This is a genomic window from Pigmentiphaga sp., assembly GCF_019689535.1.
Lineage (GTDB): Bacteria > Pseudomonadota > Gammaproteobacteria > Burkholderiales > Burkholderiaceae_B > Pigmentiphaga.
This window is the reverse complement of sequence record NZ_JADGHH010000309.1, coordinates 1-2,789: the sequence shown is the minus strand read 5'-3', so window position 1 is coordinate 2,789 and position 2,789 is coordinate 1. Positions and strand designations below refer to the sequence as shown.

Sequence of the window (2,789 nt, the reverse complement as noted above, 5' to 3'; positions counted from 1 at the left end):
GCCGTCGTCTTTGTAATAACCCCCTCCGCGGGAGGCCGAGCCCGAAGGGGCCTTGGTGGGGGCACTGCTGCATCCGGCGAGTGCGACGGTGACGCAAAGCGCGATCCATAACAGACTGGAACTCCCGCGAGGTTGGCGGCTGGATGCTGCTGGGTGGCCAAGGCTCGGGGTCCGGTCGGGTCGAATCATCGTCAAGGTCCTGCTGAAGGCGTGGTCGATCTGGGAGGTGGCCCCGGATCGGCGGGGCCGCCGCCAGGATCATAAAGGTCGAATTGTTTTTGCGCACGGTGGCGCACCAGTACCTGACCCTGGCCGGCGAACATGGCAGCCAGCTGTTCCACCACGTAAACGGACCGGTGCTTGCCGCCCGTGCAGCCGATGGCCACGGTCAGGTAGCTGCGTGTGTCGTGCATGTACTCCGGCAGCCAGGTGCGGATGAAGCCGGCGATGTCGTCGATCATGCGGCCAACGTTGGGAATCGCGGCCAAGAAGCTCGCCACCGGCGCGTCGCGCCCCGTCAGCGGCCGCAGTACCGGGTCATAGTGCGGGTTGGGCAGGCAGCGCACGTCGAAGACCAGGTCGGCATCCAGCGGCACGCCTTCTTTGAACGCGAAGGATTCGAAGGTGAGGACCGGCGGGACGGTGTCGGCCTGGACGACATTGCGTATCCATGAACGCAATTGCGAGGGCGTCAGCCCGGTGGTGTCGATGACATGCCCGAGTTCCCGCAGCGGACCCAGCAATTCGCGTTCGTGCGCGATGCAGGCTTCGATCGATGGGGCGATGCCTTCTCGGAAGAGCCGGTCGGTGAGCGGGTGGCGGCGCCGGGATTCGGAATAGCGCTGGACCAGCGTGCCCGTATCGGCGTCGAGGAACACGACCCGGATCTCGGCACCCAGCGCCCGCAGCGACGTGATGGTGTTGGGCAGGTTGGCGATGGCCCCGGTCGAGCGCGCGTCGATGGATACGCCTACGCGCTGTAGGCCATCGTCGTGGGCCGAAGCGATGAAATCGTGCAGGAAGCGAACGGGAAGGTTGTCGACGCAGTTGTAACCCGCGTCTTCCAGCGTACGAAGGGCAACCGACTTGCCGGAGCCGGAGATGCCTGTGATGAAGACGACGCGTAGCACAGTCTGGTCTGCTTGTCGGTGAGAGGGACGCGTAGAGAACGATACCACTGCGGCGCGGATGAAGCGCCGGAAGGGGGCCGTTTCCCTATTCGGCTCCCTTTTGGATGGCTTCCATCTGCCGTTCCATGAACTCGGTCAGGGTGTCTATGCCCCGCAGTTGCAGGATGGCATTGCGCACTGCCGCTTCGACCAATACCGCAAGGTTGCGGCCCGCCGCCACCGGCAGCACCACCTTGCGTATGGGCAGCCCCAGTACGTCCTGCGTCAGGGCCTGCAGCGGCAGGCGCTCGAAGTGGGCCTCCGGCGACGTGGTGCGCACCAAGTGGACGATGAGCTTGAGCTTCATCTTGCGCCGTACGGAGGTTTCGCCGAAGATCGCCCGGATGTCGAGCAGGCCGAGGCCGCGCACCTCGAGCAGGTTTTGCAGCAGCGGCGGGCAGCGGCCCTCGATGATGTTCGGGGCGATGCGGGAGAATTCCACGGCGTCGTCGGCCACCAGGCCGTGTCCGCGCGAGATCAGTTCCAGCGCCAGCTCGCTCTTGCCCAATCCGGATTCCCCGGAGATCAGCACCCCCATGCCGAGCACGTCCAGGAATACCCCGTGCACGGTCGTGACTGGGGCAAGTTTCTTGGCGAGGTAGATGCGCAGTAGGTCGATGACCTGCGCTGCCGGACGGGGGGAGGCGAGCAGGGGGACGCCGCGACGCTCGCAATGCTCGAGCAGGTCGGCCGGGGCAGGCAGGCCATCCGCGATGATGATGGCGGGGACGCCGCTGGTGAGCAGTTCATCCAGGTGATGTGCGCGGCGGCGGGATTCCAGCCGTCCGTAGAAAGCGTGTTCCTCGTGCCCGAAAACCTGGATGCGGGTCGGATGGATGAGGTTGAGGTGGCCGACCAGGTCAGCCGCCGCCAGGCAGGTGTCGGGCAGCGACCGCGTTGCGTTGGCGCGCCCTGCCAGCCAACTCAAGGAAATCTTGTCGGTCGTGTCGTCGACCAGGTTTTCGATAGTAAGCATCGGGGCACACGAAAAGAGGCGCCCGACCGGGCGGTCGGGATCAGGCCTCGGCGTTGAACTGGGCCGGCTCCCAATGCGTCAGCAGCGAGTGGATCGCACTGGCCGAAGGTTCGGTGGCCAGGGCCTCGCGCAGCGCGCGATTGGAAAGCATCTGCGCCAGTTCGGATAGGATCTCCAGATGGACTTGCGTAGCCTGTTCGGGGCAGAGCAGGACGACCAGCAGGCTCACGGGCTTGCCGTCCGGCGCATCGAAGTTGATGGGCTGCGAGAGCCGCACGAACGCCGCGACGGCGTCGGTCAGGCCCTTGATCCGCCCGTGGGGAACGGCGACGCCCTGGCCGAGGCCGGTGGATCCGAGCCGTTCGCGAGCAAACAGGCTGTCGAACACGACCGAGCGGGCAATGCCGTGATTGTTCTCGAACAACAGGCCGATTTGTTCGAACACGCGCTTCTTGCTGGTGACTTCCAGGTCAAGCAGCACGTTGGAAGGGGGGAGTATCCGCGAGATCAGGTTCATAACATATGCGCCGGCTTCGTTGGGATCCGTCCGCAGGGGGGAAGCCGGGCGACATCTTTCCAAGATTGGGTCGATTATAGCCAGGGGGCGGGGCTGTATCATATACACATCTGACGCTGCCGACGAT

Annotated in this window: 3 protein-coding genes; all 3 read right to left on the bottom strand. The window is 65.0% G+C overall.

Annotation, left to right across the window (positions count from 1 at the left end):
- Positions 1 to 191: 191 nt before the first annotated feature.
- The 3 genes from rapZ to ptsN all read right to left on the bottom strand — a co-directional run bounded on the left by rapZ (position 192) and on the right by ptsN (position 2,662).
- Positions 192 to 1,130: an RNase adapter RapZ gene (gene rapZ / locus IRZ12_RS17115; protein ID WP_296471165.1), complete on the bottom strand. Its 939-nt coding sequence runs from the start codon at positions 1,128 to 1,130 to the stop codon at positions 192 to 194.
- An 85-nt stretch (positions 1,131 to 1,215) separates the two neighbouring features.
- Positions 1,216 to 2,145 carry an HPr(Ser) kinase/phosphatase gene (gene hprK / locus IRZ12_RS17110; RefSeq protein ID WP_296471161.1) on the bottom strand — a complete coding sequence of 310 codons (930 nt, stop codon included), beginning with the start codon at positions 2,143 to 2,145 and terminating at the stop codon, positions 1,216 to 1,218.
- 40 nt (positions 2,146 to 2,185) lie between these two features.
- A complete protein-coding gene (gene ptsN, locus IRZ12_RS17105) occupies positions 2,186 to 2,662 on the bottom strand; it encodes a PTS IIA-like nitrogen regulatory protein PtsN (protein WP_296471159.1) in 477 nt (158 codons plus the stop codon).
- Between the last annotated feature and the right edge of the window lie 127 nt (positions 2,663 to 2,789).